This is a genomic window from Rhizobium arsenicireducens, assembly GCF_964021225.1.
Genome location: NZ_CAXHYK020000001.1, coordinates 2,814,158 through 2,838,797, shown reverse-complemented (window position 1 = coordinate 2,838,797; position 24,640 = coordinate 2,814,158). Strand labels below are relative to the sequence as shown.

General features: G+C 63.2%; 26 protein-coding genes, 1 tRNA gene, 1 pseudogene and 1 riboswitch. Of the genes and pseudogenes, 14 read left to right on the top strand and 14 right to left on the bottom strand.

The annotated features are described in order from the left end of the window. The first annotated feature begins 11 nt into the window (after positions 1 to 11). The 3 genes from pstB to phoB are packed head-to-tail and all read left to right on the top strand — an operon-like array spanning position 12 to position 2,302. Entirely contained in the window at positions 12 to 827 is an 816-nt protein-coding gene (gene pstB / locus ACWPVA_RS14125; RefSeq protein ID WP_454288292.1) for a phosphate ABC transporter ATP-binding protein PstB, read from the top strand. A 46-nt stretch (positions 828 to 873) separates the two neighbouring features. Next, the gene (gene phoU / locus ACWPVA_RS14120; RefSeq protein ID WP_454288291.1) at positions 874 to 1,587 is read left to right on the top strand and encodes a phosphate signaling complex protein PhoU; all 714 of its coding nucleotides are present in this window, start codon (positions 874 to 876) and stop codon (positions 1,585 to 1,587) included. 31 nt (positions 1,588 to 1,618) lie between these two features. After that, positions 1,619 to 2,302, top strand: a complete 684-nt coding sequence (gene phoB / locus ACWPVA_RS14115) for a phosphate regulon transcriptional regulator PhoB (RefSeq protein ID WP_454288290.1) — start codon at positions 1,619 to 1,621, stop codon at positions 2,300 to 2,302. An 81-nt stretch (positions 2,303 to 2,383) separates the two neighbouring features. Here phoB and ACWPVA_RS14110 read toward each other — a convergent pair whose 3' ends face one another. Beyond that, on the bottom strand, positions 2,384 to 2,920 hold the full coding sequence (locus tag ACWPVA_RS14110) for a GcrA family cell cycle regulator (RefSeq protein ID WP_454288289.1): 537 nt from the start codon (positions 2,918 to 2,920) through the stop codon (positions 2,384 to 2,386). A gap of 435 nt (positions 2,921 to 3,355) precedes the next feature. Between ACWPVA_RS14110 and ACWPVA_RS14105 the strand changes: the two genes are divergently transcribed. The 3 genes from ACWPVA_RS14105 to ACWPVA_RS14095 all read left to right on the top strand — a co-directional run bounded on the left by ACWPVA_RS14105 (position 3,356) and on the right by ACWPVA_RS14095 (position 6,633). After that, positions 3,356 to 4,558 carry an acetylornithine transaminase gene (locus ACWPVA_RS14105; RefSeq protein ID WP_454288288.1) on the top strand — a complete coding sequence of 401 codons (1,203 nt, stop codon included), beginning with the start codon at positions 3,356 to 3,358 and terminating at the stop codon, positions 4,556 to 4,558. A gap of 15 nt (positions 4,559 to 4,573) precedes the next feature. Then, on the top strand, positions 4,574 to 5,491 hold the full coding sequence (gene argF, locus ACWPVA_RS14100; RefSeq protein WP_454288287.1) for an ornithine carbamoyltransferase: 918 nt from the start codon (positions 4,574 to 4,576) through the stop codon (positions 5,489 to 5,491). A 152-nt stretch (positions 5,492 to 5,643) separates the two neighbouring features. Next, complete coding sequence (locus ACWPVA_RS14095) at positions 5,644 to 6,633, top strand: Hsp33 family molecular chaperone (protein ID WP_454288286.1); 990 nt, start codon at positions 5,644 to 5,646, stop codon at positions 6,631 to 6,633. A gap of 53 nt (positions 6,634 to 6,686) precedes the next feature. Here ACWPVA_RS14095 and apaG read toward each other — a convergent pair whose 3' ends face one another. Both apaG and ACWPVA_RS14085 read right to left on the bottom strand, forming a co-directional pair. Further along, positions 6,687 to 7,079 carry a Co2+/Mg2+ efflux protein ApaG gene (gene apaG / locus ACWPVA_RS14090; protein WP_454288285.1) on the bottom strand — a complete coding sequence of 131 codons (393 nt, stop codon included), beginning with the start codon at positions 7,077 to 7,079 and terminating at the stop codon, positions 6,687 to 6,689. 204 nt (positions 7,080 to 7,283) lie between these two features. Further along, positions 7,284 to 8,468 (bottom strand): O-succinylhomoserine sulfhydrylase, encoded by a 1,185-nt coding sequence (locus tag ACWPVA_RS14085; protein WP_454288284.1) that lies wholly within the window; start codon positions 8,466 to 8,468, stop codon positions 7,284 to 7,286. Between the two features lie 48 nt (positions 8,469 to 8,516). After that, positions 8,517 to 8,595, bottom strand: a riboswitch (SAM riboswitch). A 74-nt stretch (positions 8,596 to 8,669) separates the two neighbouring features. On the opposite strand from ACWPVA_RS14085, the gene ACWPVA_RS14080 reads away from it, so the two are divergent. After that, complete coding sequence (locus tag ACWPVA_RS14080; protein ID WP_454288283.1) at positions 8,670 to 9,767, top strand: 2'-deoxycytidine 5'-triphosphate deaminase; 1,098 nt, start codon at positions 8,670 to 8,672, stop codon at positions 9,765 to 9,767. Here the strand turns inward: ACWPVA_RS14080 and ACWPVA_RS14075 are convergent. Beyond that, a pseudogene (locus ACWPVA_RS14075) lies at positions 9,744 to 10,549 on the bottom strand (ion transporter). The gene ACWPVA_RS14080 and the pseudogene ACWPVA_RS14075 overlap by 24 nt on opposite strands. Positions 10,550 to 10,681: 132 nt before the next feature. Here ACWPVA_RS14075 and ACWPVA_RS14070 point away from each other — a divergent pair. Next, positions 10,682 to 10,755, top strand: a tRNA-Gly gene (locus ACWPVA_RS14070). Between the two features lie 29 nt (positions 10,756 to 10,784). Here the strand turns inward: ACWPVA_RS14070 and ACWPVA_RS14065 are convergent. Both ACWPVA_RS14065 and ACWPVA_RS14060 read right to left on the bottom strand, forming a co-directional pair. Then, a complete protein-coding gene (locus ACWPVA_RS14065) occupies positions 10,785 to 11,993 on the bottom strand; it encodes an MFS transporter (RefSeq protein ID WP_454289595.1) in 1,209 nt (402 codons plus the stop codon). A 120-nt stretch (positions 11,994 to 12,113) separates the two neighbouring features. Further along, positions 12,114 to 14,123: a glycosyltransferase family 2 protein gene (locus ACWPVA_RS14060; protein ID WP_454288282.1), complete on the bottom strand. Its 2,010-nt coding sequence runs from the start codon at positions 14,121 to 14,123 to the stop codon at positions 12,114 to 12,116. Between the two features lie 56 nt (positions 14,124 to 14,179). On the opposite strand from ACWPVA_RS14060, the gene ACWPVA_RS14055 reads away from it, so the two are divergent. Next, positions 14,180 to 15,055 carry a transporter substrate-binding domain-containing protein gene (locus tag ACWPVA_RS14055; RefSeq protein ID WP_454288281.1) on the top strand — a complete coding sequence of 292 codons (876 nt, stop codon included), beginning with the start codon at positions 14,180 to 14,182 and terminating at the stop codon, positions 15,053 to 15,055. Positions 15,056 to 15,096: 41 nt separating this feature from the next. Here ACWPVA_RS14055 and ACWPVA_RS14050 read toward each other — a convergent pair whose 3' ends face one another. The 5 genes from ACWPVA_RS14050 to ACWPVA_RS14030 form a co-directional block, all read right to left on the bottom strand. After that, entirely contained in the window at positions 15,097 to 15,510 is a 414-nt protein-coding gene (locus ACWPVA_RS14050; protein ID WP_454288280.1) for a tellurite resistance TerB family protein, read from the bottom strand. A 69-nt stretch (positions 15,511 to 15,579) separates the two neighbouring features. Then, positions 15,580 to 16,383 (bottom strand): hypothetical protein, encoded by an 804-nt coding sequence (locus ACWPVA_RS14045; protein ID WP_454288279.1) that lies wholly within the window; start codon positions 16,381 to 16,383, stop codon positions 15,580 to 15,582. A gap of 12 nt (positions 16,384 to 16,395) precedes the next feature. Beyond that, positions 16,396 to 17,058, bottom strand: a complete 663-nt coding sequence (locus ACWPVA_RS14040; protein ID WP_454288278.1) for a S24 family peptidase — start codon at positions 17,056 to 17,058, stop codon at positions 16,396 to 16,398. 143 nt (positions 17,059 to 17,201) lie between these two features. Further along, positions 17,202 to 17,849 carry a response regulator gene (locus ACWPVA_RS14035; RefSeq protein ID WP_454288277.1) on the bottom strand — a complete coding sequence of 216 codons (648 nt, stop codon included), beginning with the start codon at positions 17,847 to 17,849 and terminating at the stop codon, positions 17,202 to 17,204. A gap of 89 nt (positions 17,850 to 17,938) precedes the next feature. Beyond that, a complete protein-coding gene (locus ACWPVA_RS14030) occupies positions 17,939 to 18,361 on the bottom strand; it encodes a hypothetical protein (protein ID WP_454288276.1) in 423 nt (140 codons plus the stop codon). A 137-nt stretch (positions 18,362 to 18,498) separates the two neighbouring features. On the opposite strand from ACWPVA_RS14030, the gene ACWPVA_RS14025 reads away from it, so the two are divergent. Both ACWPVA_RS14025 and ACWPVA_RS14020 read left to right on the top strand, forming a co-directional pair. Then, positions 18,499 to 18,846: a DUF952 domain-containing protein gene (locus ACWPVA_RS14025; protein WP_454288275.1), complete on the top strand. Its 348-nt coding sequence runs from the start codon at positions 18,499 to 18,501 to the stop codon at positions 18,844 to 18,846. Then, the gene (locus ACWPVA_RS14020; RefSeq protein ID WP_454288274.1) at positions 18,843 to 19,931 is read left to right on the top strand and encodes a quinone-dependent dihydroorotate dehydrogenase; all 1,089 of its coding nucleotides are present in this window, start codon (positions 18,843 to 18,845) and stop codon (positions 19,929 to 19,931) included. The genes ACWPVA_RS14025 and ACWPVA_RS14020 overlap by 4 nt, the downstream gene beginning before the upstream one ends. Here ACWPVA_RS14020 and ACWPVA_RS14015 read toward each other — a convergent pair. Genes ACWPVA_RS14015 through ACWPVA_RS14005 form a run of 3 tightly spaced genes read right to left on the bottom strand, consistent with a single transcriptional unit; the run spans position 19,907 to position 22,064 of the window. Then, the gene (locus tag ACWPVA_RS14015) at positions 19,907 to 21,250 is read right to left on the bottom strand and encodes an MATE family efflux transporter (protein WP_454288273.1); all 1,344 of its coding nucleotides are present in this window, start codon (positions 21,248 to 21,250) and stop codon (positions 19,907 to 19,909) included. The two genes, ACWPVA_RS14020 and ACWPVA_RS14015, sit on opposite strands and share 25 nt — an antisense overlap. 39 nt (positions 21,251 to 21,289) lie before the next feature. Further along, a complete protein-coding gene (locus tag ACWPVA_RS14010; RefSeq protein ID WP_454288272.1) occupies positions 21,290 to 21,796 on the bottom strand; it encodes a CAP domain-containing protein in 507 nt (168 codons plus the stop codon). A 1-nt stretch (position 21,797) separates the two neighbouring features. Then, positions 21,798 to 22,064 carry a DUF6460 domain-containing protein gene (locus ACWPVA_RS14005; RefSeq protein ID WP_454288271.1) on the bottom strand — a complete coding sequence of 89 codons (267 nt, stop codon included), beginning with the start codon at positions 22,062 to 22,064 and terminating at the stop codon, positions 21,798 to 21,800. 146 nt (positions 22,065 to 22,210) lie between these two features. Here ACWPVA_RS14005 and ACWPVA_RS14000 point away from each other — a divergent pair, with 146 nt between their 5' ends. The 3 genes from ACWPVA_RS14000 to ACWPVA_RS13990 all read left to right on the top strand — a co-directional run bounded on the left by ACWPVA_RS14000 (position 22,211) and on the right by ACWPVA_RS13990 (position 24,639). Further along, on the top strand, positions 22,211 to 23,155 hold the full coding sequence (locus ACWPVA_RS14000; RefSeq protein ID WP_454288270.1) for a class I SAM-dependent DNA methyltransferase: 945 nt from the start codon (positions 22,211 to 22,213) through the stop codon (positions 23,153 to 23,155). Between the two features lie 115 nt (positions 23,156 to 23,270). After that, positions 23,271 to 23,909, top strand: coding sequence for a YitT family protein (locus ACWPVA_RS13995; RefSeq protein WP_454288269.1), 639 nt, complete (start codon positions 23,271 to 23,273; stop codon positions 23,907 to 23,909). Positions 23,910 to 23,994: 85 nt separating this feature from the next. Continuing rightward, positions 23,995 to 24,639: a YitT family protein gene (locus ACWPVA_RS13990; RefSeq protein ID WP_454288268.1), complete on the top strand. Its 645-nt coding sequence runs from the start codon at positions 23,995 to 23,997 to the stop codon at positions 24,637 to 24,639. The last annotated feature ends 1 nt before the right edge of the window (position 24,640 follow it).

The following is a 24,640-nucleotide window of genomic DNA, read 5'->3' as shown; positions in this document are numbered from 1 at the left end:
GAGTAAGGCTTATGAACGTGATGTCGGAAGCAGCAGTTGAACAGGCGCTGGATAAGAAGATGACTGACGCTAAATTTAAAATGGTCGGAAAAGACGTTTCAGTTTATTACAGCGAAAAGCGTGCCCTTTTCGACGTGAATTTGGGTATCAGGCTCAACACCGTGACGGCGCTGATCGGTCCCTCCGGTTGTGGCAAGTCGACATTCCTGCGGACGCTCAACCGCATGAATGATACAATCGACGGATGCCGGATGACCGGCAGCATCACACTTGATGATCAGGATATCTACGATCCTTCGATCGACGTGGTCGAGCTGCGTGCCCGTGTCGGCATGGTCTTCCAGAAGCCGAACCCGTTCCCGAAGTCGATCTACGAAAACATTGCCTACGGCCCACGCATTCATGGTCTGGCCCGCAACAAGGCCGACATGGACCAGATCGTCGAGACCAGCCTGCAGAAGGCGGGTCTGTGGAACGAGGTCAAGGACCGCTTGCAGGAGTCCGGCACCGGCCTCTCCGGTGGCCAGCAGCAGCGTCTGTGCATTGCCCGCGCGATTGCCGTCAGCCCGGAAGTGATCCTGATGGACGAACCCTGCTCGGCGCTCGACCCGATCGCGACCGCCAAGGTCGAGGAGTTGATCCACGAACTGCGCGCCAACTTTACCATCGTCATCGTTACCCACTCGATGCAGCAGGCCGCCCGCGTGTCGCAGCGCACCGCAATGTTCCACCTTGGCCTGCTGGTCGAGGAAAACGACACGGACAAGATGTTCACCAATCCGGACGATCAGCGTACCCAGGACTACATCATGGGCCGTTTCGGCTGAGCCGGCGCTTCCTTCCGGGCGGATACCAAATTCAAGGACAACGAACATGTCGCCATCGCATATCTACACGGCCTATGACGAAGAACTGAAATACCTGATGCGCCGCATCACCGAGATGGGCGGCCTTGCCGAACAGATGGTGGCCGACAGCGTGCGTGCGCTGGTCAACTCCGACGCGGCGCTGGCACAGAAGGTCATTTCCGACGACGTGCTGATGGATGCCGCCGAGCTGGAGATCGGCGACAAGGCGATCGTCACCATCGCGCGCCGCCAGCCGGTCGCAGCTGACCTTCGCGAGATCATCGGCGCGCTGCGCATCGCCAACGACCTGGAACGGGTCGGCGACCTCGGCAAGAGCAATGCCAAGCGCGTCATGGCCATTCAGACGACCGGCGTGCCGCGAAAGCTGGCCCGCGGTCTCGAGCACTTGAGCGAACTGGCCCTTATCCAGCTCAAGGAAGTGCTCGACGTCTACAACACCCGGTCGGCAGAAAAGGCGAAATCCATCCGCGACCGGGACGAGGAAATCGACGCCATGTACACCTCGCTGTTCCGCGAGCTGCTGACCTACATGATGGAAGATCCGCGCAACATCACCAGTTGCACCCATCTTCTCTTCTGCGCCAAGAACATCGAGCGCATCGGCGACCATGCGACCAACATCGCCGAGACGATCTATTACATGGCCACGGGTGCCCAGCCCGAAGGCGAGCGCCCGAAGGATGACTTGACCTCTTCCGTCGGCGCCATCACCGAGTAATCCGACCGCATTCGAAAGGTTATCGATACCGATGCTGCCAAAGATCGCTGTCGTCGAGGACGAGGAAGCCCTGAGCGTACTCCTGCGCTATAATCTCGAGGCGGAGGGCTACGAGGTCGAAACGATATTACGGGGTGACGAAGCGGAACTTCGCCTGCAGGAGCGGGTCCCCGACCTCCTGATCCTCGACTGGATGCTGCCGGGCGTATCCGGAATTGAGCTCTGCCGTCGTCTGCGCATGCGTCCTGAAACCGAGCGCCTGCCCATCATCATGCTGACGGCGCGTGGCGAAGAGAGCGAGCGTGTCCGCGGACTTGCGACCGGGGCGGACGACTATGTCGTCAAGCCGTTTTCGACACCGGAACTGATGGCGCGCGTCAGGGCCATGCTGCGGCGCGCCCGTCCGGAAGTCTTGTCCAGCGTGCTCCGTTGCGGCGACATCGAACTCGACCGCGAAACGCATCGCGTCCACCGCAAGAGCCGGGAAGTGCGACTCGGTCCAACAGAATTCCGCTTGCTGGAGTTCCTGATGGCATCGCCCGGCCGCGTCTTCTCGCGTTCGCAATTGCTGGACGGGGTTTGGGGGCACGACATCTATGTCGATGAGCGCACCGTCGACGTACACGTAGGGCGCCTGCGCAAAGCGCTCAATTTTGCCAATTCGCAGGACGTCATTCGTACGGTCCGCGGCGCCGGTTATTCGATGGAAGCCTGACGGCTGGGCCGTTTCTGGCAGTCAAACAAAAAACGGGCCTCTGTGGCCCGTTTTGCGTTTCGATGCGGGGAGAGACAGCGCTCAGCGCGCTGCCGAATTGGCTGCCTTGCGACGCTCGCCAACCGGCTGGTAAGCCATTTTGGCGTGGTAGCTGCAATAGGGCGAGGCGTCGGCGGATTCGCAGCCGCAGAAGTGGAAATCGTCCTTCATCGGGTCACCGATCGGCCATTTGCAGGTGCGCTCGGTGAGTTCAGTCAGTACCAGTTTGCGCGAGATCGGCAGGATGACATTGCCGGCCGGGGAGATTTTGATCTCTTCGACGCCGTCGATCTCGACCTCTTCCTTGAGCATGTTGGCGCCAGCGGCGCGGGTGACCGTGCGGGTCGTGACGCGCGAAGCATAGCTCGGCGTGCGCGGTTCCGATGCCGGGCGCTTTGCGGCCCGCGTCGCCGCGGAATTGCCGCCGGCCTTGGCTCGGCCCGGAAGGTTCAACCGGTGAACCTTGCCGATGACGGCGTTGCGGCTGACGCCGCCTAGTTGTGCTGCGATCTGGCTCGCGCTCAAGCCTTCGGCCCAAAGGCGCTTCAGTTTCTCGACGCGTTCATCCGTCCAGTTCATGCCGTTATCTCTCCGCCGCTCGCGATGCATGATGGCAGAATCGTTCACCCTTGCTTCGGAATGATCCGAAACAAACCCGCCTCGATACTGTCGGTGACTGGTTCCGCCGCATGCAGTTTCTTTATTGACTGTTAACCTAGTGCCGGGCTGACTCCGTGACAAGAGTTGGGCGAATCATCGCGAATTGATTTTGGAGTTTTCCCCAACTTGCTACCCTGGCGCGTCGCGTCCGTGCTTTTGGTCGAGTCTCGATCGTCTTGCCTGCGCGGTCGAAAATTCAGGTGCGGCGCGCTGTTTCGTTGACAGGCAAGGCCGAAATGCTGATAGTGCCCCCGCCGCCGCAAGGCGGCATTTTTGATTTTTTGGGGCCGCGGTCGCCCGCGAAATCAGAAGCATCCGTAGTCCCGTCAAGCCCTCCCGAAGGAGTGTTTTATCATGGTCGAAGCCTCGCCCCTCTATCAGACCTATATGCGCGCGCCCTTGCGGTTCGAGCGAGGAGAGGGTGTTTGGCTCCTGACCGAGGGTGGCGAACGCTATCTCGACTTCGCAGCTGGCGTCGCGGTCAATTCGCTCGGCCATGCCCATCCGCATCTGATCGAGGCACTGACGACGCAGGCCGGCAAGGTCTGGCACCTGTCAAACCTCTATGACGTTCCTGGCCAGGAGACGCTCGGTCGCCGCCTGACCGAGGCGACGTTTGCCGATCGGGTCTTCTTCACCAATTCGGGCGCCGAGGCGCTCGAATGTGCGATCAAGACGGCGCGCCGCTATCAGTTCGTCAAGGGCCATCCCGAGCGCTTCCATATCATCACCTTCGAAGGCGCCTTCCATGGCCGGACGATCGCCACCATTGCGGCCGGCGGCCAGGAGAAATACCTGGAGGGCTTCGGCCCGAAGGCGCCCGGCTTCGACCAGGTCCCGTTCGGCGACCTGGATGCGGTCAAGGCGGCGATCACCGAGGAAACGGCCGCGATCCTGATCGAGCCGGTGCAGGGCGAGGGCGGCTTGCGCGCCGCTTCCAATGAATTCCTGCGGGCGCTGCGCCAGATCTGTGACGACAACGGCCTGTTGCTTGTCCTTGACGAGGTCCAGTGCGGCGTCGGCCGTACCGGCAAGTTGTTCGCTTACGAATGGGCAGGCATCACGCCGGACATCATGGCCGTCGCCAAGGGCATCGGCGGTGGTTTCCCGCTCGGCGCCTGCCTTGCGACGGAAGAAGCGGCCAGTGGCATGAAGGCGGGTACCCATGGCTCGACCTATGGCGGCAATCCGCTCGCCATGGCTGTTGGCAATGCCGTGCTCGACGTCGTGCTGGCCGATGGCTTCCTTGACCATGTACGCGACGTTGCGCTGATCTTCCGCCAGGGTCTCGCCTCGCTCAAGGATCGTTATCCCGACATCATCGAGGAAATCCGGGGTGAGGGCTTGATGCTCGGCATCAAGGCCAAGGTGGCGAACACCGACCTGCTGATGGCAATGCGCGAGGAACATGTTCTCGGCGTTCCCGCGGGCGACAATGTCATTCGCCTTCTGCCTCCGCTCATCGTCACCGTCGACGAGGCGCGGGAGGGGCTGAAGCGTATCGAACAGGCGGCCGAGCATTTGCATAGCAAGCTCGCATCGGCGTCATCGAACTAGGGCAGGTAAGCAAGAATGGCATCTCCGAAGCATTTTCTCGATCTCTCCGCCATGACGGCACCCGACCTCCGGCTGATCCTGGAGGACGCGAAAACCCGCAAGCAGGCGACCAAGGCCGGCGCGGCAGAAAAGCCGCTTGCCGGCAAGATGCTGGCGATGATCTTCGAAAAGCCGTCGACCCGCACCCGCGTCTCCTTCGATGTGGGCATGCGCCAGCTCGGCGGCGAGACGCTGTTTCTGTCTGGCACCGAAATGCAGCTCGGCCGCGCCGAAACAATCGGCGACACGGCCAAGGTCCTGTCGCGCTATGTCGACGCGATCATGATCCGCACCACCGATCATTCGCGCCTGCTGGAAATGGCCGAGCACGCCACGGTGCCGGTGATCAATGCGCTGACCGACAGCACCCACCCTTGCCAGATCATGGCCGACGTGATGACCTTTGAGGAACATCGCGGCCCGATCAAAGGCAAGACCGTTGCCTGGACCGGCGACGGCAACAATGTCCTGCATTCACTGGTCGAGGGCTCGGCCCGTTTCGGCTACCGGATGAACATGGCCGTGCCGCTTGGTTCCGAGCCGGACGACAAGATCCTCAACTGGGCGCGCAACAATGGCGGCGAGATCATGCTGTGCCATGACGCGGAGCGCGCCGTTGCCGGTGCGGATGCCGTGGTCACCGATACTTGGATCTCGATGAACCAGGAACACAAGGCGCGCGGCCACAATGTCTTTCAGCCGTTCCAGGTCAATGCGGCGCTGATGAAGCAGGCGGCCCCGGACGCGCTGTTCATGCACTGCCTGCCCGCCCACCGCGGCGAGGAGGTGACCGACGAGGTGATCGACGGCCCTCAGTCGGTCGTGTTCGACGAGGCGGAAAACCGTCTGCATGCCCAGAAGTCCATCCTGGCGTGGTGCCTCGGCGCTATCTGATCAACGCCGGCGCAAAAAGGGGGACGGATTGCGCGGCGAGGCCTGTCCTCTTGCCACGCTTGATCTTTTTCCGTCCGGTTCCCATGTGTGCCGTTGAAAAAGAGGCCTTGCGCCTCGCTATGTTCGAGCGCCAAGGCGCCAGGAGTGAAATGATGACGAACAGGCCTGCCGAGCTTGGCGAATTCGGTTTCGCCGGTGATGACCGGGTTGTGCCCTTCCAGGTGGAGGGGCTCGACGTGCGCGGTCGCGCCGTGCAGATCGGTCCCTTGCTGAATACCATTCTCGCGCGCCACGACTATCCCGAGCCGGTAGCCCGGCTGCTGGCCGAGGCGATCGTGCTGACGGTGCTGATAGGCACCTCGCTGAAATTCGAGGGCAAGTTCACCGTGCAGACCAAGAGCGACGGTCCGGTCGACCTGCTGGTCGCCGACTTCGCCTCGCCGGAAAACGTCCGAGCCTATGCCCGCTTCGACGAGGAGCGGTTGGCGGAAGCGGTCGCTGCCGGTCTCACCTCGCCTGAACAGCTACTGGGTGCGGGCGTGCTGGCGCTCACCATCGACCAGGGCAATTTCATGCAGCCCTATCAGGGCATCGTGCCGCTCGACGGCGCCTCGCTCGAGGACATCGCCGGGGTCTATTTCCGCCAGTCGGAGCAGATCCCGACGCGGGTTCGCCTCGGTGCCGCCGAGTTCTTCGATCGCGACGAGGAAGGTCGGCCGCGCCGCACCTGGCGGGCCGGCGGGCTGATCGCGCAGTTCCTGCCCGAGGCACCGGAGCGCATACGCCATTCCGACCTGCATGGCGGCGATGGCGACAATGGAGAGAGACCGCACTCGGACGACGATGCCTGGGCGGAAGCGCGCATGCTGGTCGACACGATCGACGCCGACGAGCTGACCGATCCGCAAATCGGCGCGGAACGGCTGCTTTACCGTCTGTTCCACGAGCGCGGCGTTCGGGTCTACGAGCCTCACGCCGTCTACGATCGCTGCAGTTGCTCGCGCGAAAAGATCAAGGGCGTGCTGTCGAGCTTCTCTCAGGAAGAGATCGATGCCAGCCAGACGGATGGCGCCATTACGGTGACCTGCGAGTTCTGCTCGACCACCTATCGCTACGAGGCGGCGGAAGTCGTGAACGCCTGAGCAAGGGCGAGAATGTGAAATAGGGTGACGGCAGGGCGAAGGCCCTGCCGTTGTCAGTTCAGCACGCGCAGCATTCCCGGTGCATCGAGCGAAAAGGCCGGTATGGCGACGTCGAAGATCTCGCCGTCATCGGATTCCATCTGGTAATGCCCGAACATCATACCAGACGGCGTGTCGAGCGGGCAGCCCGAGGAATATTCATAGGTATCGCCGGGTCTCAGGCGCGGTTGCTCGCCGATAACGCCCGGCCCGTGCACTTCGTCGACCTGGCCGTTCTGGTCGGTGATGTTCCAGTAGCGGTGCATGAGGCGAACGGATGCCGCGGAGTGGTTCGCGATCACGATGCGATAGCCCCAGACATAGCGGCTGTCTTCCGGATCGGATTGCTCCTCCAGGTAATAGGGTTCGACACTGACCTCGATGTCGCGTGTCACGGCGCGGTACATGCACTGGACCTTTTCAAAGCATCACTAAACATAGCTTACAGCATGGCGTGATGAGGAAAAAATACAAGCGCGCCGGCCTGCCAAAGCGTCCGGCGTCGCGCACATTTTGTTGTTAATGCTAACCGTTGGGGTTAAGGACCTCGGTCCGAGCGCGCAAGCCGCGTGCCCGGACTTTTCTAGGTCATTGCAGGCCAGGAACGGCGCTCAGGCGCCGACGCTTGCCATGGCGCGGGCAAAATCCTCAAGCAGGTCCTGCGTATCCTCGATGCCGCAGGAAAGACGTACCGTGCCGCCGGACATGCCGAGTTCGGCCCGTGCCTCGTCCGTCAGGTTCTTGTGCGTCGTCGTGGCCGGATGGGTAATCAGGCTCTTGGCATCGCCGAGATTGTTGGAAATCTTGACGATCTCCAGCGCGTTCTGCAGCTTGAAGGCCGCGTCCTTGCCGCCCTTCATCTCGAAGGCGACGAGCGTCGAACCGCCGGTCATCTGCTTGGCGACGATGTCGGCCTGCGGATGGTCGGCGCGACCGGGATAGATCACCTTGGCGACCTGCGGCTGCTCGGCCAGGAAGTCGGCGATCGCTGCGGCATTGGCCGTCTGCTGCTTGACGCGCAGCGGCAGGGTCTCGACGCCCTTCAGCAGCGTCCAGGCGTTGAACGGCGACATGGCCGGACCGGTATGGCGGAAATAGTCCTGCAGGTTCTCGGTGATCCAGTCCTTCGACGAGAGCACGACGCCGCCGAGGCAGCGGCCCTGACCGTCGATATGCTTGGTTGCCGAATAGACCACCACATGGGCGCCGAGTTCGAGCGGCTTCTGGAAGAGGGGGGTGGCAAAGACATTGTCGACGATCAGCGTGGCGCCGACCTGGTCGGCGAGCTTGGCGACGCCGGCGATGTCGACGACTTCGAGCGTCGGATTGGTCGGGCTTTCGAGGAACATTACCTTGGTGTTCGGCCGGATCGCCGCTTCCCAGTTCTTCAGATCCCGGCCGTCGACCAGCGTACACTCGACGCCGTAGCGCGGCGCCAGCGTCTCGACGACATAGCGGCACGAACCGAACAGGGCGCGCGCCGCGACGATATGGTCGCCGGCCTTCACCTGGCACAGCACGGCGGCCGCGACGGCGGCCATGCCCGAGGCCATGGCGCGGGCGTCTTCGGCGCCTTCGAGCAGGCACATGCGCTTTTCGAACATGTCATTGGTCGGGCTGCCGTAGCGAGCGTAGATATAGCCGTCCGTCTCACCCTTGAAGCGCGCTTCTGCCGCTTCCGAGGTCTCATAGACGAAACCCTGGGTCAGGAAGATTGCCTCGGACGTTTCACCGTAGGGCGAACGCAGGGTTCCGCCATGGACCAGTTGGGTTGCCGGACGCCAGTTCTTGCTCATGCCACTTAAGCCTCTCGCATACAAAAAAACCGGTCGCGAAATCGGACCGGTTTCTAGCACCCGGTCTCTTTAGCCATTTGTTTAACGTGGCTGCAAGCCGACCGGCCAAATCACCACGGGATAAGCCTGCCATACGCCCAACACGGACTTGCGTCAATTCCTCGACTTTGGTTTTGTCGGGCCCAAACAGGATGAAACAAGATGACCAGGACCACGGGCATTCTCTCGGACAGTGCCATCGGCACGCTCTTCGGCGAAGGCCGGCTAATGAGCGAGAAGATGCTCGACCATGATCAGATCCAGCCGGCCAGCCTCGACCTCCGCCTTGGCGCGAAGGCGTTGCGCGTGCGCGCGAGCTTTATGCCCGGCCGCGCCCACACGGTTGCCGACAAGCTCGAGCGGCTGACCCTGCACGAGATCGACCTGGAAAACGGCGCCGTGCTCGAGACCGGATGCGTCTATATCGTTCCGTTGATGGAAAGCCTCGATCTGCCGGCGGAAATGTCGGCATCCGCCAATCCGAAGAGCTCGACCGGCCGCCTCGACATTTTTACCCGGGTCATGGTCGATTATGCCCAGGAATTCGACAAGATCCCGGCCGGCTACAAGGGGCCGCTCTATCTGGAGATCTCCCCGCGCACCTTCCCGGTCATCGTGCGGCGCGGCTCGCGCCTGTCGCAGATCCGCTTCCGCGTCGGCCAGGCCTTGCTCGGCGAGCGTGAACTGCTCGACCTGCATGCGACAGAGACGCTGGTTGCTAGCGAAGCGCCGAACGTCTCGGGCGGCGGCATCGCGCTGTCGATCGACCTGAAAGGCACCGGCGATGACGGCCTGATCGGCTATCGCGGCAAGCACCATACCGGCGTGATCGACGTCGACAAGAAGGCCGCGCACGACGTGCTCGACTTCTGGGAGCCGCTCTACAGCCGCGGTGCCGACGAACTGATCCTCGATCCGGACGAGTTCTACATCCTCGTCTCCAACGAGGCTGTGCACGTGCCGCCGCTCTATGCGGCGGAAATGACGCCCTATGATCCGCTGGTCGGCGAATTCCGCGTGCATTATGCCGGCTTCTTCGACCCCGGTTTCGGCCATGCCGCCGCCGGCGGCTCGGGAAGCCGGGCGGTCTTGGAAGTGCGCAGCCACGAAGTGCCCTTCATCCTCGAGCACGGTCAGGTGATCGGCCGTCTGGTCTACGAACACATGCAGCAGCTTCCGCAAGGCCTTTACGGTTCCGGCCTCGGCTCCAACTACCAGGCGCAGGGCCTGAAACTATCAAAGCATTTCCGGCTGGGTTGACCCACGCTCGCGCCGGAACGTCGCGAGTTCGCGCCGCAGTTCCTGCAGCTCGGACAGGATCTTTCTCTGGTCCTCGATCATCTGTTCCTGGCCGACCTGCGTCGGGATTTCATGCTCGGCCTGCATCGACGAGACGATGATGCCGATGAACAGGTTGAGCACGGTAAACGACGTGGCAATGATGAACGGGATGAAGAACACCCAGGCGAGCGGATGCACGGCCATGATCGGTCGCACCACTTCTCCGGTCCAGCCTTCGAGCGTCATGACCTGGAACAGGGTGAAGGCCGAGGCGGCAATCGTCCCGAAAAGTTCGGGAAAATCGGCGGCGAACAGCTTGGTCGCTGCGACCGAGGAGACGTAGAAGACGAGGCTCAGCAGCAGGAAGATCGATCCCATTCCGGGAGCGCGGAGAATAGCCCGCCGACCACCCGGCGCATTGACGGCACCATCGAGATCAGACGGAAAAGCCGGATGACGCGCAAGGCGCGCAGGATTGAGATGCTTTCGGTGCTTGGCACCACGGAAATGGCGATGACGAGCAGGTCGAAGATCCGCCAGGGTTCGCGGAAAAAATTGCGGCGATAGAGCAGGAGCTTGATGAGCAATTCGATTATGAAGATGGCAAGCAGGGTCTGATCGGCGGCGTGAAGCGCGGTTCCGAAGTGATGCATGATCACGGGTGACGTCTCGAGACCCAGCGTGATGGCATTCAAGAGGATCAGAAACGTAATCGTGTTTTCGAAACGTCGCGATTGAAGCAGGTTGCGCAGGGCATGCATGATGGCTGACCGAAGGGAAAAAGACTGGAAATATCCCGCCATTGTCACGAGCGGAGGTTAACATCTTCCTTGCGCAGCGCGCCGCATTCTCCCTTGACAGGGCGCCGCAACTGTTGGAACTGTGCGGGCCGCGCGGGTGTAGCTCAATGGTAGAGCAGCAGCTTCCCAAGCTGAATACGAGGGTTCGATTCCCTTCACCCGCTCCAGCCACTCCTATCTTCACCGTATTGCCCAGCTAATTTCCGGTTTCAGTCCCGCTTCCGTTGCGCCGGCGCCGGGCTTCGAGCCACGCCAGTCCTGCAAGCGTCACGAGTGTGAAGCCCGCGCCTGCGAGGAATGTGCCCATCGGGCCGGTCGCATCCCACAGCAAGCCGGCGATGACGCTCGCGGCCAGAAGCACCACCCCCGTCATCAGGTTGAACACGCCGAACGCGGTGCCGCGCAGTTCGGCCGGCGCGGTATCGGCGACGAGCGTCGCAAGCACTCCCTGAGTAAATCCCATGTGCAAACCCCAGAGCGTGGCGCCGAGCAACAGACCGGTTAGCGCCGAGGAAAATGCAAGCACGAGATCGGCGGCGAGAAGCAGGACCAAGCCGATGACGAGCAATTTTGTCCGGCTCATTCGGTCCGAAAGCGCGCCGACCGGATAGGCGGAGATGAAGTAGGCGACGTTCATCACCACCATCACCATCGGGACCAACGCGAGCGGCAAGCCGATATCCTGTCCCTTGAGCACGAGGAAGGCTTCGCTGAACCGCGCCAGGGTGAAGGCCGAAGCGACTGCGACCACCCACCAGTAGTTGGCGCTGAGCCGACCAAGTTCGCTGCGGCTGAGCGGCATGCGCACCTTGCGCACAGGCGCCTCGCGCTTCGGCTCTTTCACCGCAACGATGATCAACCCGGCGGAGATGACGGCGGGAATGACGGCGATCCAGAAGACGAGGGTAAAATCATTGCTGAAGGCCCACATCAACGCGATGGCGAGCAGCGGCCCGAGCAGCGCACCCAGCGTGTCGAGCGACTGCCTGAGCCCGAAGCTCGCACCGCGTAGGTCCGGTGGGGAAATGTCGGCAACCAGCGCGTCGCGGGGGGCGCCGCGGATGCCCTTGCCGATACGGTCGATGAAGCGGGCCGCGATCAGCCAGGCCACGCTCGGCGCGAGCGGGAAGATCGGTTTGGTGAGGGCGGCGAGGCCATAACCCAGCGCCGCCAGAAACTTGCGCTTGCCCAGCCAGTCGCTGAGCGCGCCGGAAAACACCTTGGTGATCGCTGCCGTTGCCTCGGCGATCCCCTCGATGATGCCCACCGTCAGCGTCGAGGTGCCGAGCACCGTCACCAGGTAGAGCGGCAGCACGGCGTGGATCATTTCGGAGGAAATATCCATGAAAAGCGAGACGAAGCCGATCGCCCAGATCGCGCCGGGCAGCCTGCGCCAATGGGCCATTCCACTCTTTTCATCCGTCGCCGCCAAGCCGCGGTCTCCTTGATGGCCAGTCACCCCAATAGCTGCACCGGCACATGGGCCTGTCCAGCACCGCAGATGTGCTCCCTCACTGGATCGGGGTCAAGCAGGGACCTCGCCTGCAAGGGCCGGCGCGCCCGTCTGTCGCGTCTCTACGGCTCTCTCTGCCGTATCGGCAGCTTGGCGCGGCTGATGCGGTGTCTTGTTCCAGAAGAAAGGTTTCGAGCGCAGTTCGAAGACCGCTTTCCAGGCGGCGAAGGACGTCATCATCCAGTAGAGGGGAACGCCCGCCCAGCGCCAACCGATCCGGTCCCGTTCGTGCTTGGTCATCGCCGTCAGGCCGAGGGCCACGAAGACGGCATAGCTGCCGAAGATATTGGTGATGTCGATCGTGAAAAGCACCGTCTCGAAGACCCCGACAGCCTCGGCCGGCGTCTGCAGCATGGCCACACCCGTGGAGACGAGAAAGACCATGATCAGCGGGTGACCGAGAGCCGATATGAGCATGCCGCCGATCAAGAGCTGAAAGGCTGCAAAGGCGGAAGACCCCATTTCTCGGATCGTGCGCGACGGATCGCGCATGACCACCAGCCAGGTCTGCAGCCAGCCCTTGAACCAGCGGGTGCGCTGACCGAGCCAAATGTGTCGGTTGGTCGGAGCATCCTCCAGCGTCTGACACCGGATGGTCCCGGACCGGTAACCAAGCCGGTACAGCCGCATGCCGAGATCGGCATCCTCGGTGACATTGTAGGGATCCCATCCGCCGACGTTCTTCAAGGGCCCGGTGCGGAAATGATTCGATGTGCCCCCGAGCGGCAGCGGCATGCGAAAACGGGCGAGCACCGGCAGCATGCGGCGGAACAGCGCGGCATATTCGAGCGCGAAGAGCGCGCTGGTGAAGGACTGATGCAGGTTTGCGATGATCAGCGGTGCCTGGAGACAGGCGATCTCGTCGGGCGATGAACGGAAAGTCTCGTAGGCTTCCCTGAGTTGGCCGGGATGCGGCCGGTCCTCGGCGTCGAAAATCGCCAGGTAATCGCCGCGCACACCCGCCAGCGCGTAGCTGAGGGCCTTGGGCTTGGTTCTCGGCGCCATTGCGGGCACCTCGACGATCTCGACATGACGGGGCGGGTTCAGCGCCCGGATCGCCGCCAGGGTATCGGTGTCGTCGGCTTCGCACACCAGCTTGACGTCGAGGCGCGTGCGTGGCCAGTCGAGGCGTTCGAGCGCCGCGAGAAGCTGGGGCGCAATCTCCGCCTCACGGTAGAGCGCCACCATCACGGTATAGATGGGCAGAGCTTCCTCGGTCACAGGTGCTGGCGCCAGGGCATGACCCGGCCGCGGGCGGCAAGGATGTATGAGCGCCCCCACACGCAGGCCGAGCGCTGCGAGGTAGGTCAGTGACAGCGCAAGATGAAGCCCCTTTGCCGCCATGCCCGGTAGCGCCACGATGCAGACGGCGGTTGCGCTGACGGCCAGGCCTGCCCAGAAGCCCTGTCGCCCCGTCAGAACGGTGCGGGCGGAAAAATCGGGCTTCTCTTCGAACAAAGCCCCGACGGTTGCGCGCACGCGCCGCTCAGCACCTGCTTGCCAGGCAGCCCTGCGGATGGTCGAGGCGGAGGCAATGGCCAGTGACCGGCGAAGCCCGGGTCGGCGCTCAAGGCTTGCAAGGAGGTGGTGTATGCGCCGCGCTTCGGGCGCGATAAGGGTCCGCGGCGGACGCGTCTGATCGTGGAGCCGGATAAGGGTAGGGCGTGCCAACTGGCTGTCTATTCCACGATTGTCGATGACGGCCCCATCGGGGATGGTGTCGACGAAGTCAAGGCGTGCAAGCCGTGCCAGGGAACCGTAGTAGGCCTGTTCCTCGACGTGGCCGCTCGCCAGCAACTCCTCCTCGATTGTCGTGCCGCACGCGGCGGCCCGCACCGCCATGCGGGAAATCAGCGGTTTCGACAGGCCGAGAGACTTTAGGACCAGCGCTTCTTCGCGCAGCGCGACAAGAGAGGCGTTTTCCGCCACCGGTTCCCCCGGGGCAGGCTCTAAAGGCGACGGCGCATGAGTTCCCCCGGCGGCCGCCTGCGGGCAACCACCATATTCCCCGAGCTGCATCATTCTGATACACCGTCACCAGTCGATGACGTCCCAGCTATCCCCGGAAGCGGATCATAATGATACACGCAATAGTTTCATCCCTGTATTTCAGGGGGGCGCGCTTTTTAGTTGTGCTGGCGTGCGCAGTTCTTGCGGCCGGCCTGCCCTCCCGCCAATCTGCGGCAGGGGACTTGCCGGTGCTGTTCGACGCCCGTGAACGCCTGCCGCGTCCGGACCTGTCCAGCCTGTTGCGCCTGCGCTTCCTGACGACGACCGATTTTCCGCCTTTCAATTTCGCCGACCAGACGGGCCGGCTCTCGGGCTTCCATGTCGAACTGGCGCGCGCCATTTGTGCTGAACTCACCATCGAGGCGAAATGCCAGATCCAGGCCTTGCCCTTTGCCGAGCTGGAGGCCGCGCTGTCCGGTGGCCAGGGCGATGCGGTGCTGGCGGGGATTGCGGTAAGCGACGATCTGCGCAGCCGCTTCTCCTTCAGCCGGCCCTATATGCAGTTGCCGGCGCGCTTTGCCCGCAACAAGGACGCCGCCCTTTTGGGCGAGGACGCCGATGCCCTGTTTGGTCGTCGCGTGGGCGTGGTCAGCGGGACGGCCCACGAGGCGATGCTGAAGGCATTCTTCCCGAACATCGAACCGGTCGGCTTCGAGAATCGCGACAAGATGCTGGAGGAACTGAAGGCGAAGACGATCGAGGCCGTGTTCGCCGATTCCCTGCAACTATCCTTCTGGACATCCGGGGAGGCGGCGGCTGGCTGCTGCGCGCTGTTCGGCAAGGCCTATCTGTCCGAGCGCTTCCTGGGAGAGGGCTTGACGATCATGCTGCGCCGTGACGATCCGGTTCTGGCTTCGGCCCTCGACAGTGCCCTGGCGGCGCTGTCGCGCAATGGCCGGCTCCAGGAAATCTATCTGCGCTACTTCCCCTATGGACTTTTCTGACAGGCCATGCCCGGCACGGACCGGGGCATGGCCGTTTCTGATCAGAGCGGACGGTACCGGGCGATTGCGCTGTGCTCGATCGCCGCGCAGGTCAGCTTGTCGAGTTTAAACCGGTCGCGAAGCAATTGCAGCAGGCGGATCTCCTCAGGCCTCACTGACATGTCGACGGCCATGACCTCGACGGCAAGCGCATAGGCCGTATCGTAGGAGCGCGCCGGCAAGGCGTCACGGATGACCTCGAGCGCGATGTCGAGCCCCTCCGGGCCGGCCAGAATGTCGGCGCAGCGCTGGGAGACCTCGATCAGGCCGTCCTTGTCGAAGTCGTTGAAGATCGGCAGGATGTCGATCAACTGGCCGATCCGACGAAGCTCCTTGGCGTTCATCGAATTGTCGACGGCGGAAGCCATTACCATGACGAAGATCATTGCGTCATGCGGCGTTACGGGCGTTTTCATCTGTGGGGTATTCCTCGTTGTTTCCTCGCAGTTTACGGGTTGCCGACAGCGCTTTCAAGCCGCCCTGCCTCAGCGCGGGTCGTCGCCAAAAATGCCAAGGCGCTCGCTGCGTGCCTTTTCCACCAGCGCGGTGAATGGCGAACCTTCCGGCACCTCCACCCAGCCGTTCTCGGCCAGCCATTTCGCGATGTCGAGTTCGCCGATCCGGCAGTGCGCCTCGATCGTGCCTTGCCAATCGGCGTTGTCGGCTTCGCAGGCGATGGTGCGGTTGCGCAGAAAGAGCCGCTGCTGGGTGCGGGCCATCATGCCGCAAGGCCAGTCGCCGCCCTTCGATGTCGGGCAGACGCGCATCCGGTCGGTGGTGGTGATGTCGACGAGCTTCAGATTGCGGCCGCCAAAAGCGATCAGCCCCGCCTCGACCAATTCCGGTCGCGGCAACAGCACGACCTTGACGCGCTCTGGCTCCTTGTCCGCGACCGGCGACCGCGGCTCGATCCGTTCGAGCGGGCCGGCTCCTTCCGTGAAGGGGGCGGCAAAAAGTTCTGGATTGACCGGACGCACGCCGGGACGGTTTGGCACGCGCGGATCGGCATTTCCCGTATCCGCTGCGCCGGCCGACTGCTCCGCTTCCTGAGCGGACGGCGGGCTTGGGTTCAAGGTGGTCTCTGTCGCAGACAGCGGGGTTTCGGCAATGCCGTCTGTCGCTGTCGTCGAGTCAACCGCCGTCGCGGGCTCTGCCCATTCGGTCGGCATGTTTTCGATCTCGAAGGCTTCGTTTTGCTGATCGTCGACATTGCGGCCTGCAAGGTTAAGCAGCATGGCCCAGAGAGCAAGGCCGGCAAGGCCGGTCACGAGAGTGCCGAAAGGACGCATAGGTCGATGTTCCTACTGGCTGGCCCAGATGATCCGTGCGATCCACTCGACATCGACCATGTCGAGACTGCGGTTCGGATGCTCGGGATTGAGCGACATCAGTTCGATCGACTTTGCCGACTGGCGCGCCAGAACCTTGGCCATGACCTCGCCGTCGCGGGTCTTGACCACCACGCGGTCGCCGCGCCTGACCTGGGCGCCGGGCTCTACGATCAGCACGTCGCCATCGCGATAGAGCGGCTTCATGCTCTCGCCCTGTACCTCCAAGGCATAGACGCCGGACTTGCGCGCCGGCGAGGCCGGGAACTCGACCACGTCCCAGCCCTGGCCGGCGGGAAAGCCGCCGTCGTCGAAGAAGCCGCCCGCACCCGCCTGGGCAAAGCCGAGCAGCGGGATCGATCCGGTCTGCTGCTGAAAGGCGCTATTGGGCACGGAATCGCCGGCCCCCGGCTGGATGAGGTCCATGAAACGGTCGATCGGGGTGCCCGTCGCGTCCAGCACCTTGGAAATGGATTCGGTCGACGGCCAGCGCATGCGCCCATCCGGACCCGTCCGCTTTGACTTGTTGAAGGATGTCGGATCAAGCCCAGCCCTGCGCGCCAGCCCCGACGGGGTCAATTGGTGGCGCTCGGCGAGCCGGTCGATCGCGGCCCAGATGGTGTCGTGTGAAAGCATCGTCGCTCATGCTCCAGGGCCGGCGACGATGGCAATCGCTGCCTTGTCCCGGCAAGATGTCAGAACATTAACGAATCTAGTCCTGTCCGTAAAGACGAAAAGGAATAAAATCCTTGCCGTCGACCGGCTTCCGCATAGCCGCGTCAGGCGACCATGGCCATGTTGATCTTGCCGAGCTGGATGACCGCCTGGGTCCGGCTGTCCACCTTGAGCTTCAGCAGGATCGCGGACACATGCGCCTTGATCGTCGCTTCGGACACGCCGAGTTCGTAGGCGATCTGCTTGTTCAGCAGGCCTTCGCCCAGCATGCCGAGCACGCGGCTCTGCTGCGGCGTGAGCGTTCTCAGCCGGTTGATCAGGTCCGCGACGTCGGGATCCTGTTCCTGGCCGCCCTGGAAGAATTCCGGCGTCCATATGTCGCCGTCAAGCACCGACTGGATGGCGGCACGGATGTCGTCGATGCCGGACGATTTGGAAATGAAGCCCGATGCGCCGAGCTCGAGAGAACGGCGAATGGTGGTGGGGTCGTCGCTGGCGGAGACGATGACGATCGGCAGGCTTGCGAATTCGGCACGAAGTGCCATCAGGCCGGAGAATCCGGAAACGCCGGGCATCGAAAGATCGAGCAGCATCAGTTCTGCGTCGGAATGCGTGGATGCGGCCTTGCGTGCGGCTTCGAAATCACCGGCCTCGATGATCGTCTGCTCACCCTCGATGCTGCTGACGGCCTGACGCAAGGCGCCGCGAAAGAGCGGATGATCGTCTGCAATGATGAAGGTCGATGCCGTCATGTCGAAGCCCCCTCCCAAGAGCGAAGTCTTGTACGCCGCATTAGCGGCTCTTTCTCTTTTTAACGACTGCCGTGAACTTAAACAATAGTCTATGTTTTGTTGGGCGTCGCGCCGTCTTCCTGCTGCTTGAACTCTTGCACCAGCCCGAAGAAGCTGCGCATGAAGCGTTCCATGATGCCGATCGACCGCTCCACTTCCTCCTCGGAGGGTAGCGGCTCGCCACTGGCAAGTGGCCGTCCGGCGACGAGTTTCTGCTCCAGTGTCTCGACGCGTTTTTCCAGTCGGGAGAGATCCTCCTCATAGGCCGCGCGTTCGTCCGCGGCCATCCGGCATGTGAGGTCCCCGCCCTTTTCCTGGCAAAGCGTCAGCGCCCCCGTCTTGCGGTCGAGGCGCACGAAGCCGCTATCCGTCTTCTCCAGCGCAAAGCGCGCAATGTCAGCTTCCTGTGCAAGGGCTGGTGTGGCAAGGCTTGCCGCCAGCATGAGGAAAAGGGTTGTCGGCATAGGTCGCATTTTCGGTCTCCTCGAATTCGTCGTGGGCCGGTCCACTATGTCGCCGATCAGGCCACCGCGCGGATCAAGCGTGGACAAGCCCGTCGGTTTGCGGCAAACCGCCAGCACGAACTCGCCGCTGACGAAAGGACAAGCCCTTGGATCGCATCATATACAAGATTGTGCCGCGCGAAATATGGCAGGACGCGCGCCGCGAGGGAGTATTTCGCGGGGCCGCGATCGATCTTCAGGACGGTTACATCCATTTTTCCACTGCCGCCCAGGCGCTGGAGACCGCGAGACGACATTTTGCCGGCGCCGAAGGCTTGCTGCTGGTCGCCGTCGATACCGCGTCGCTCGGCGAGGCGCTGCGCTTTGAGCCGTCGCGCGGCGGCGATCTTTTCCCGCACCTCTATGCCAATCTGCCGCTCGATGCTGTCCTGTGGGAAAAGCCCCTTCCGCGCGGTGAGAACGGCCAGCATGTCTTTCCGGAGATGGAACGATGATCGATGCCTTCAAGACGATTGCCCGCCGCGGCCTCTTCCTCTTCGATGCGGAGACGGCCCACGGCATGTCGATCGCGGCGCTCAGATCCGGGCTCGTGCCGGCTTGCGCGCTGAATGCTGATCCGCGCCTGGCCGTCACAGTCGCCGGCCTTGCCTTCCCCAACCCGCTCGGCATGGCGGCGGGCTTTGACAAGAATGCCGAAGTGCCCGACGCCCTACTGCGTCTCGGTTTCGGCTTTGCCGAGGTCGGCACGCTGACGCCGAAGCCACAGACCGGCAATCCCAGGCCGCGCATCTTCCGTCTGGAAAAAGACCTGGCCGTGATCAACCGGCTAGGCTTCAACAATGAAGGCCATGCGGCGGCTCTTGCCCGGCTGCTGGCTCGCCGGCCCGCCGGCATTGTCGGCGTCAACATCGGCGCCAACAAGGATAGCGCCGACCGCATCGCCGACTATGTCGAAGGCATCCGCCGCTTTGCCGGCGTTGCCTCCTATTTCACCGCCAACATTTCCTCGCCCAACACGCCCGGCCTGCGCGACCTGCAGGCCCGCGAAAGCCTGTCGGCCCTCTTGTCTGCGGTGCTCGCCGCGCGCGACGAGATTGCAGCAGAAGCGGGCGTGCGCCGCCCGGTCTTCCTGAAGATCGCGCCGGATCTGACCGAAGAGGGCATGGACGACATCGCCGCCGAAGCGCTGGCGCACCAGCTTGACGGCCTGATCGTCTCCAACACCACGCTTTCCCGCGACGGCCTGTCCGATCCGCGTCTGGCCGGCGAGGCGGGCGGGCTTTCGGGCAAGCCGCTGTTCGACAAGTCGACCGCCGTGCTTGCGCGCATGCGCAGCCGCGTCGGTCCGGCCATGCCGATCATTGGCGTCGGCGGCGTGTCCTCGGCCGAGACGGCGCTGGAAAAGATCCGCGCCGGCGCCGATCTGGTGCAGCTCTATTCCTGCATGGTCTATGAGGGTCCCGGCCTGCCGGGACGCATCGTGCGGGGCCTGTCGCAGTGGCTTGACCGTGAGAAGGTCGCCTCGATCCGCGACCTGCGCGACACCCGCCTCGACTACTGGCTTGCCGCAAAGGTCTGATCGAGCTTCGGTCTGAGCCGCGACAGCAGCAGCAGGCCGCGGAGCGCGAGAAACACGTTGAGCGCAATCCACAGCCCGTGATTACCCAATGACGGCACCAGGGCAGCCAGCGTCGCGAGATAGCCGGACAGCGCGACGATCATCATGTTTCGCATCTCGCGCGACCAGGTGGCGCCGATGAAGATGCCGTCCATCTGGAAGGCCAGTGCGCCGGTTAGCGCGGTGAGCGCTGCATAGGGCAGGTAGAGTTCCGCCGCTTCCCGAACATCCTGCGCCGTGGTGATGAAGCCGATGATCGACTGCCCGAGTCCGAGAAAGAAGGCAAGGCTCGCCAGCGCCAGCGCCAGCGACCAGATGCCGGTGAGCTTGACCGCACGTTCGAAGCCCGGGCGATAACGCGCCCCGACCGTCTGGCCGGCGATCTGCTCGGCGGCAGTGGCGATGCCGTCGAGATAGAAGCTCGAGATCATGAAAAAATTCAAGAGCACGGCATTGGCCGCCAGCGTCACCGGGCCGAAGCCGGCGCCAACCCGGGTCATGACGGTGAAAGCGGTGATCAGCGAGAAAGTTCGGATCAGGATGTCGCGGTTGAGGTGAAACAACTGCTTCAGCTTCGCCGCGTCGGTCAGCATGGATAGCCGCGGCATGGCCTCCGGTCCGTAGCGCCAGAAAACGAAGGCGAGCCCCGCGAGAGCAGCCACGGTCTCGCCGATCACGGTTCCCCAGGCGACGCCGACGATCCCCCAGCCGAAGGACAGGCCGAGCAGGATCGACATGACGATATTGGTGCCGTTCAGAAGGATCTGTAGCCCGAGCCCGACCGACCCAAGCCCGCGCCCCAGCACGAAGCCGAGCAGGGTGAAGTTGCAGAGCGTCAGCGGCCCGGCGATGATGCGGATCGCGATATAGGTGGCCGCCGCGTCCGAAACGCCACCTTCGGCGCCCATCAGGGACAGGCCGCCGGAGATGATCAGCGGCGAAAGCGCGAGGACCAGCAGTCCGATGGCAACCGAAAGAGCCATCGAGCGCCAGAATACGGCAAACAGTTCTTCGCTGTCGCCACGTCCCTGGGCCTGCGCGACCAGCGCCGTGGTCGAGGCTCTGAGGAAATTCAGGCTGGCAAAGATCAGGTCGAACAGGGCGGCGGCAATGGCAAGTCCTGCCAAGGCGGCCGCTTCCCCGGTTCGGCCGACAACGGCAGTATCGGTGAGGCCGAGCAGCGGCGTGGTGACGAAACCAAGCGTCATCGGCACGGCGATCGCCAGCACCGAGCGGTGCGTCACATCGATGATCTGAACCGGCTGGCTTCTCTTGTCCATGCTTTCGCCCACATAAGTTCACGCCGGGGCGCGAATCGCTCAGGCGGAAAGCACCATGGCCCAATAGGGACGGTTGGCGGAAGAGGGGTGGCGCGCAACGGCGACGCCGAGGCCCTGATAACTGCCGAGCATGTTGTCGAGGTGGCGGCGGGAATTGATCCAGGCCTGAACTGCGCGCTCGACGCTGGCCTGCCCGGTGGCAATGTTCTCGGCCGCCGGCAGCGGCACTTCGGTTGCCTTCATGCGGTCGAGGAAGCTGTCGTTGAAGCCGATCAGATGCGACATCTTCCCGGCTCTGGCCATGCGTTTCGCCTGAACGATGGCGGCGGTCTCGGCCGCCCGGTTCTTGGCAAGTGTGGAAAGCCCCTTCTTCGCCCGCACCTCGTTGACGATCGGCAAGGCGCCCTCTGTCTGCACCTCGGCCAGGTCATCACCGGTCGGCAGGATGTCCGTGCTGCGGCAGCCGGCAAGAGTGGCCACGAGCCCGCCGCAGGCCAATAGGATCAGCCTTCGCCGCACCAGCGGCTGGTCGGTCGCCGGAAACATGTCAGTTCCTTGCGCTGATCAGGCGGAGGACGATGAAGACCGGGATGACCACGGTCGCACCGAGCAGCAGATAGTCGCCGACCCGTCCGAGCGCCGCAAAGCCGCGATACCAGATGTCGATGAAGAAGCGCCGGATCCCTTCGAGGATGTCGGCCGGAAAGATGCCGAACACATGCATGATGAAGCCGACGATCAGCGATACGACGACGAGCTTTATGATCGTACGGCCCGGCGTGTCGCCGAGAAATCTGTTGACCTGATCGGCCATGGCAATCTCCTGTTTGTCTTCACATAGGAAGAGGCGCCGTTTCCCGCAAGCGAGGCGCGCAGCCGCGCGCGTTTGCCCCGGACAATTTAGCTCTTGTGTTTTTTCGGCCCTTCGGTCAAGTGCCGCTTGATCCAAGGGATTTCACCATGCAATCGACCCAGTTTCGCTCCGGCGACGCCATTGCCGACCGTCGCGCCGACTATGCCCGCATGCTCGCCGAAAGTGGCGATCCTGCGGCGGCGGCCGAATTGATGGAGCAGGCGCTGGAACGGGTGCCCGTCTGGGTAGCCGGCTGGCTGGGCCTCGGCGAATATCGCCAGAAGGCCGGTCTTGCCGCACAAGCGGCGGATGCCCTGCGACAGGCGCTGGCGCTCGATCCACAGGACATCTTCGGAGCCGGATTGAAACTGGCGCTTCTCGGCGCCGGAGCAACGCCGGACAAGCCGCCGAGCCGCTATGTCGAGGCCCTGTTCGACCACTATGCCGACCGTTTCGAGGCGGCCTTGGTCGAGCGGCTCGACTATTCCGTGCCGGACAAGCTCGCGGGGCTGGTGCGCAAGGTGCGGGGCGAGGGCGGCCCGTTCGGCTGCGCCGTCGACCTCGGCTGCGGCACCGGCCTGTTCGGCGTGGAGATCCGTTCCATCGTCAGGCGGCTCGAAGGCTTCGACCTTTCGGTCAACATGCTCGCCAAGGCCGGGGAGAAGGGGAGCTACGACCTTTTGGCTCGCGCCGACCTGTCGCTTGAGGCCGAACTGTCAGGTCTCTTTGCCGATGAAGGACCGGGTGGCCGAGCCGATCTCATCGCCGCCGCCGACGTGCTGATCTATCTCGGCGGCCTGTCGAACGTCTTCGCCCTTGCCTTTGCGCTCGCCGCCCCTGGGGCACTCTTCGCCTTTTCGGTCGAAGATGCCGGTACGCTCGACGGTTTTCACCTCGCGCCGTCGCTGCGCTACGCCCATTCGGAGACCTATGTCCGCAGCGCCCTTGCCAGCGCCGGCTTCGAGACGCTTGAGGTCGAGCGCACGACCATTCGCATGGATGGCGGAAAACCGGTTCTTGGCATCCTGTTTGTTGCGATGCGGCCGCGCTGACTGGATCGAAAATTGCGAACTTCACGATAGGTCAGCATTCCTTACCTATCGGCCTTGCGTCTCTACATTTCTGGCGTACTCTTCGCACTGCGGGAGGCCTTTTCGGAGACGTGTCATGGCACATTTAACAAGCATGCTGGGCATCTGGAATGCCAACCCCACCCGCCACACGGCGGCCGAGGATCTGCAGGGTCTGATCGCCGGCAGCATGATCGCCGCGCTCGGCCTTTATCTGCTTGCCAAGGTCGGCCTTCTGACCGGTGGCATGGCGGGGCTGGCCTTCGTCCTGCACTATTGGAGCGGCCTGAGCTTCGGCCTGCTCTTCTTCGTGCTCAACCTGCCGTTCTACATCCTGTCGCTGCGTCGCGTCGGGCTCGATTTTACCCTGAAGACCTTTGCCGCCGTCGGCTTCACCTCGTTCCTCGTCGAAATCGAAAGCCGCTTCCTGGTGATCGAGAGCATCGCCCCGGTCTGGGCCGCGGTGCTCGGCGGCCTGCTGCTCGGCTTCGGCCTTCTGGCGCTCTACCGCCACCGCGCCTCACTCGGCGGGCTCGGCATTCTCGCCGTCTATGTGCAGGATCGCTTCGGCATCCGCGCCGGGCTTGTCCAGCTCGCCTTCGACCTCGTCGTCATGGCCACCGCCTTTGCTGTCGTCAGCCCGCAGGTGGTCGCCTATTCGGTGCTCGGCGCCGTCGTGCTCAACCTCTTTCTCGCCATCAACCACCGTTCCGATCGCTACATCGCCCTGCGCTGAGGCTTTCGGCGGCATACCCCTTGAGATCGGCGCGGCGGCGCGCTACCGACTGGGCAAGCAAGCGCATTGAACGGCAGGATGTGACATGGCCAATGTCGAAGTGAAGACCCGCCTGAAGGACATGTTGACCTCCTCCTCGGAGCGGCATTCGCTCGTCGACGACGTTCAGGGTCTCGCGGCCGGCTCGATGATGGCCTCGCTCGGCGTGCTTCTCCTGTCGAGCGCCGGCCTGCTCACCGGCGGCACCACCGGCGTCGCATTCCTGCTGCACTATGCCACCGGCTATGCCTTCGGCCTCTTGTTCTTCATCATCAACCTGCCCTTCTACTGGCTGGCCTTCCGCCGCTTCGGGTTCGGCTTCACGCTGAAGACCTTCTTGGCCGTGGCATTCACCTCCTTCCTGACGGAAGCGGTGCCGCGGGCCATCGGCTTCTCCCACATCGACCCGCTGGTCGCGGCGATCTTCGGCGGGCTGGTCATCGGCGCCGGCCTCTTGGCGCTTTTCCGTCACCGGGCCAGCCTCGGCGGCTTCGGCATCCTGGCGCTCTACCTGCAGGATCGCTTCGGCTGGCGCGCCGGCCTGGTGCAATTGGTGTTCGACGGCACGGTGCTGATCTTCTCCTTCTTCGTCGCCACGCCCTTCATCATCTTCTGCTCGGTCGTCGGCGCCGTGGTGCTCAACCTCACGCTCGCCATCAACCACCGCAAGGACCGCTACATCGCGATGTAAC

Coding starts and splice junctions, on each gene's coding strand:
- pstB (WP_454288292.1), top strand. CDS start 12: ATGAACGTGATGTCGGAAGCAGCAGTTGAACAGGCGCTGGATAAGAAG.
- phoU (WP_454288291.1), top strand. CDS start 874: ATGTCGCCATCGCATATCTACACGGCCTATGACGAAGAACTGAAATAC.
- phoB (WP_454288290.1), top strand. CDS start 1,619: ATGCTGCCAAAGATCGCTGTCGTCGAGGACGAGGAAGCCCTGAGCGTA.
- ACWPVA_RS14110 (WP_454288289.1), bottom strand. CDS start 2,920: ATGAACTGGACGGATGAACGCGTCGAGAAACTGAAGCGCCTTTGGGCC.
- ACWPVA_RS14105 (WP_454288288.1), top strand. CDS start 3,356: ATGGTCGAAGCCTCGCCCCTCTATCAGACCTATATGCGCGCGCCCTTG.
- argF (WP_454288287.1), top strand. CDS start 4,574: ATGGCATCTCCGAAGCATTTTCTCGATCTCTCCGCCATGACGGCACCC.
- ACWPVA_RS14095 (WP_454288286.1), top strand. CDS start 5,644: ATGACGAACAGGCCTGCCGAGCTTGGCGAATTCGGTTTCGCCGGTGAT.
- apaG (WP_454288285.1), bottom strand. CDS start 7,079: ATGTACCGCGCCGTGACACGCGACATCGAGGTCAGTGTCGAACCCTAT.
- ACWPVA_RS14085 (WP_454288284.1), bottom strand. CDS start 8,468: ATGAGCAAGAACTGGCGTCCGGCAACCCAACTGGTCCATGGCGGAACC.
- ACWPVA_RS14080 (WP_454288283.1), top strand. CDS start 8,670: ATGACCAGGACCACGGGCATTCTCTCGGACAGTGCCATCGGCACGCTC.
- ACWPVA_RS14065 (WP_454289595.1), bottom strand. CDS start 11,993: ATGGCCCATTGGCGCAGGCTGCCCGGCGCGATCTGGGCGATCGGCTTC.
- ACWPVA_RS14060 (WP_454288282.1), bottom strand. CDS start 14,123: ATGATGCAGCTCGGGGAATATGGTGGTTGCCCGCAGGCGGCCGCCGGG.
- ACWPVA_RS14055 (WP_454288281.1), top strand. CDS start 14,180: ATGATACACGCAATAGTTTCATCCCTGTATTTCAGGGGGGCGCGCTTT.
- ACWPVA_RS14050 (WP_454288280.1), bottom strand. CDS start 15,510: ATGAAAACGCCCGTAACGCCGCATGACGCAATGATCTTCGTCATGGTA.
- ACWPVA_RS14045 (WP_454288279.1), bottom strand. CDS start 16,383: ATGCGTCCTTTCGGCACTCTCGTGACCGGCCTTGCCGGCCTTGCTCTC.
- ACWPVA_RS14040 (WP_454288278.1), bottom strand. CDS start 17,058: ATGCTTTCACACGACACCATCTGGGCCGCGATCGACCGGCTCGCCGAG.
- ACWPVA_RS14035 (WP_454288277.1), bottom strand. CDS start 17,849: ATGACGGCATCGACCTTCATCATTGCAGACGATCATCCGCTCTTTCGC.
- ACWPVA_RS14030 (WP_454288276.1), bottom strand. CDS start 18,361: ATGCGACCTATGCCGACAACCCTTTTCCTCATGCTGGCGGCAAGCCTT.
- ACWPVA_RS14020 (WP_454288274.1), top strand. CDS start 18,843: ATGATCGATGCCTTCAAGACGATTGCCCGCCGCGGCCTCTTCCTCTTC.
- ACWPVA_RS14015 (WP_454288273.1), bottom strand. CDS start 21,250: ATGGACAAGAGAAGCCAGCCGGTTCAGATCATCGATGTGACGCACCGC.
- ACWPVA_RS14010 (WP_454288272.1), bottom strand. CDS start 21,796: ATGTTTCCGGCGACCGACCAGCCGCTGGTGCGGCGAAGGCTGATCCTA.
- ACWPVA_RS14005 (WP_454288271.1), bottom strand. CDS start 22,064: ATGGCCGATCAGGTCAACAGATTTCTCGGCGACACGCCGGGCCGTACG.
- ACWPVA_RS14000 (WP_454288270.1), top strand. CDS start 22,211: ATGCAATCGACCCAGTTTCGCTCCGGCGACGCCATTGCCGACCGTCGC.
- ACWPVA_RS13995 (WP_454288269.1), top strand. CDS start 23,271: ATGGCACATTTAACAAGCATGCTGGGCATCTGGAATGCCAACCCCACC.
- ACWPVA_RS13990 (WP_454288268.1), top strand. CDS start 23,995: ATGGCCAATGTCGAAGTGAAGACCCGCCTGAAGGACATGTTGACCTCC.